We start from the raw sequence: 364 nt of genomic DNA, 5'->3' as shown, positions 1-364 counted from the left end.
ACAAAAAATCTGACAGGTTCGGTCACTCAGAACACCCCGCAGGTGTCCGCCATCAGTTTGGAATGCTGTCCGCCTTCAGCGTGGAACACTGTCCGCCATCACGCTGGAACACTGTCCGCCATCAGCATGGAATCGTGTCCGCCATCGCGTGGAATACGCACCTGCGTGTGGATGCGCTGGCCGATGCGCCAGTAGAGCATCGTCAGCTCGCTATTCACCGTCGAGGCGGCGCGTTGCCGCGCCGCCTCAATCAGTACCCGAATGTCGCCCAGCAGCGCCGACGGCGCTGCGGGCGATGCCACGGATGACCGGCGCCTGGTCATGCTGTCGCCTCCGCAGGAGGCTGCTTGGCGCCGGTAATCGC

1 pseudogene is annotated in these 364 nt (G+C 63.5%); it reads right to left on the bottom strand.

Going from position 1 to position 364, the window contains the following annotated elements:
* Positions 1–134: 134 nt before the first annotated feature.
* A pseudogene (locus K206_RS43275) lies at positions 135–323 on the bottom strand (DUF1016 N-terminal domain-containing protein); the annotation flags it as partial.
* Positions 324–364 lie beyond the last annotated feature (41 nt).

It is taken from the genome of Cupriavidus sp. WS (assembly GCF_000395345.1).
GTDB classification, from domain to species: Bacteria; Pseudomonadota; Gammaproteobacteria; order Burkholderiales; family Burkholderiaceae; genus Cupriavidus; species Cupriavidus basilensis_B.
Note: the sequence above shows the minus strand (reverse complement) of the source record. Positions and strands in the feature narration are given on the sequence as shown.